This is a genomic window from Wenzhouxiangella sediminis (assembly GCF_003410055.1).
GTDB lineage: Bacteria > Pseudomonadota > Gammaproteobacteria > Xanthomonadales > Wenzhouxiangellaceae > Wenzhouxiangella > Wenzhouxiangella sediminis.
Map to the genome: position 1 here is coordinate 1 of NZ_QUZK01000043.1, position 3,231 is coordinate 3,231.

General features: G+C 63.4%; 1 protein-coding gene. It reads right to left on the bottom strand.

Annotated features, from left to right (window positions below):
* Positions 1-186: 186 nt before the first annotated feature.
* A complete protein-coding gene (locus DZC52_RS11910; RefSeq protein WP_116651374.1) occupies positions 187-2,961 on the bottom strand; it encodes a TonB-dependent receptor plug domain-containing protein in 2,775 nt (924 codons plus the stop codon).
* Between the last annotated feature and the right edge of the window lie 270 nt (positions 2,962-3,231).

Sequence of the window (3,231 nt, forward strand, 5' to 3'; positions counted from 1 at the left end):
GTCCCGGCCTCCGAGCCGGGACCTCCCAGCCGAAGGCGCCAGCGGATGGAAGGCCCCGGGTCAGGCCCGGGGCGACAAGCCGTTACCTGAAACCTGAAACCTGAAACCTGAAAGTAAAAAAGCCCGGCGGAAGCCCGCCGGGCAAGAGAGCCTGATGGAAAGCACGGATCCATCAGATCAGGGACTTCAGAACCAGCGCTGTTCCCACTGCAGGTAGTACTCGCGGCCGAAGGGGGAGTAGAAGCCACCGGCGTTGATGTACCAGGGCCATTGCGGGTTGGTGGGGTCGGTCGGCGGCGCCTCGTTGGTCAGGTTGTTCACGCCCAGGCTCAGCCGGGTATTGGCGCCGAAGTCGTAGCGAAACTGGGCATTGAAGGTGAGGTAATCGTCGATCTCCTGGCTGCTGCTCAATGGCGCACTGGAGTTGATGCCCCCGAGCGAGCCGATATAGCTCGTGCGCAGGGTCGCCCCCAGGTCTCCCCGGTTCCAGTTGAGCGTCAGGTTGCTGCGCCACTCCGGAATCGAGAAGATGCCGACCCCTTCCGTTTTCTGCGCATCCTCATTGAACTGGGTCGCCAGCTCGCTGACCCAGGTCGTTTCGGACTCGAGACTGAAGCGCCCCAGGCGCCCGGCGTTGTAGTCGTAGGAAATGCTCAGATCGATGCCCTCGATCTCCTGGAGCGACAAGTTCTGTGCAACCGCGGTCAGCTGGCCGCCGTTGAGGGTGCCCGAGGCATCGCGCGTGATCAGATTGCAGAAGGCCTGATCACCCGTCGCACACTGGTTGATGATGAACTGGCCGGTGGGCGTGGAGATGATCTGCTCCAGTTCCATGCGGTAGGCATCGATCGCCAGTGCCAGCTCGTCGGTGACGTTCCAGACCGCGCCGACCGTGAAGCTTTCGCCCTCTTCTTCCTCTAGCGCGATATTGGATCCGGTCAGGGTACGCACACTCTGCACGGTCTGTACGCAGGGGTCGAAACCCGCGCCATAGGGATTGTTCGGCCCATTGACGACGCCCGGCGCAAGCGCCGAGCCGACCTGACCGCCCAGGGCCTGGCAGACGACCGTGTCATTGACCGTCTGGAATGCGGTTGTCGTCGAACCGAACAGGCGCTGCAGGTCCGGTGCCCGGAACGTCTGCCCCCAGCTGCCTCGCAGCATCAGGTTGTCGAGCGGACGCCAGATCGCGGAGACCTTGGGCGATATCGCGCTGCCGGTTTCAGACGCATCATCGTAGTCGTCCCAGCGCGCGGCAAGGTTGAACTCCAGGGTTTCGAGCATCGGCAGCGAGAGTTCGAATCCCAGCGCCGAGCGGTCGCGTTCACCGGCTCCCGCGGAGCCGCCGTCGCTGGCATCTCCCAGCAACGTGATCGGATCACGCCGGTCGAAGAAACTCTGCTGCTCATACTCGGCCACGGCCGCCAGCCCGACCGGCCCGCCGGGCAATGACCAGGGCAGGAATCCGCTCACCTGGAAGTCGATCAGGTCGTTTTGCGATTCGGCATCGGTAAACGGTGCGAAGCTGACGGCATCGACCACGGACTGCGGAATCGGCTGGAACAGGTCCAGGCCATCCTCGATGCGCCGCTCGAGGGCGGAGACGATGATCGAGCCGCCTCGCCGGGAAAAGACTTCCTGCACGTTGTAGCTGTAGGCCGCCTCCCACTCCCAGTTGCCGGCGATCAGGCCGTTGGCGCCCACCGTCGCTCCCCGGGATTCGGTTTCGATGTCGGTTGTTCGGGGCCCGAACTCGATCAGGCGCCGGATGAACACGGCCGGTCCACCGTTGGGGCCGGTGATGATGCCCCCGTTGTTAGGGACGACGGGGTTGGCCGCACCCCCGCCGAACAAGGCAGTGCCGGCGTACGGAAACGGCTCGATCCGGGTGTGCGTTTCGCTCTTGGTCCAGCGACCGAACACGAACAGGTTGATTCCGGACTCGAGCTCATGGTCGACGCGACCACTCAGGGTGGAGCGGTCGTTTTCGGGAAACAGCTGGCGAAACGCCGTTCGATCGAAGCTGCACGGCGACCCGCCGAACAGCGTTCCGGTCCCGGGCGTTCCGGGCGGAATGCCGGCGCCTCCAAGCGGCCCATCCGCTTGTCCGCAGCCGGGCGCGGGCGTGAGTATGATCCCACCCGTTGCGGGATCGATCTCGACGATGTTCGAACCGAAGGTGCTGTAGAGGCCGCGCCCCAGGGGATCGGCGACATCCGAGGCGGCGTAGCTGCGCTCGGTCGACATCAGCTCCTCGTTGCCCATGTACTGCAACGACAGGCTGGCGGATGTGCGGTCGCCTGCGACGCCACCGACGATTTCGTACTGGCGAGTCGCGTAGCCGCCCTCATCGGTATCGCCCACGCGCATGCGGCTGCTCAGTCCGTCGAAGTCCTTGCGCGTGATGATGTTTACAACACCGCCGATGGCATCGGAACCGTAGATCGCCGACGCCCCATCGGTCAGCACTTCGACCCGGTCAATGATGGCCGTGGGAATGCTCGACAGATCGAAGAAATTGGTGGTGCCGCTCAGTCCCAGGGGATAGACGGGAATGCGCCTCCCGTCGAGCAGCACCAGCGTTCGCCCCGTTCCAAACGCCCGCAGGTTGACGCCGGACGCACCCGGGGTGAATCCGAAGACGAACTGCTGGCTCAGTGAGCCGCCTGTATTCTGGGTCAGGCTGTCGAGAACGTCCTGGACGGTAAGGTAGCCCTGGTTCTCGAACTCATCGCGTCCGATGATCAGCACCGGTGTCGGTCCCTCGACATCGCTGCGTCGAATGCGCGAGCCGGTCACCTCCACTCGATCGAGAAGAACCTGGCCTTCGTCTTCCGACGGGGTTTGTTCGCCATCGTCATCTCCTGTGTCCTGTGACCAGGCCAGGGCGCTGAACCCGATCAGGCCCGCTGCCAGACCCAGCCTGATCGCTTGAGAGAGCCGGTTACGGTTGCAATGCATTGTCTTCTCCTCGTCTTGAAGGCAATCGTTCTTTCCCGCATCGCCCAACGCGAAACGGGTGCTTGCGAGGAAAAGACTAGATTTCGGTTGGGTTTTCGACCTGAAGAGAAAGTGAGGCCGTTGTGGTTTCCTATGGGATTCCTAGGGATGATGGAAAGATGAGGGTTCAGGGTTCAGGGTTCAGGTAACGGCTTGTCGCCCCGGGCCTGACCCGGGGCCTTCTACCCAATGGCGCCTTCGGTGGGGAGGTCCCGGCTCTCCGCTTCGCTG

Bases quoted from the DNA above. Each gene is read 5' to 3' on its own strand.
- DZC52_RS11910 (WP_116651374.1), bottom strand. From the start codon at position 2,961: ATGCATTGCAACCGTAACCGGCTCTCTCAAGCGATCAGGCTGGGTCTG.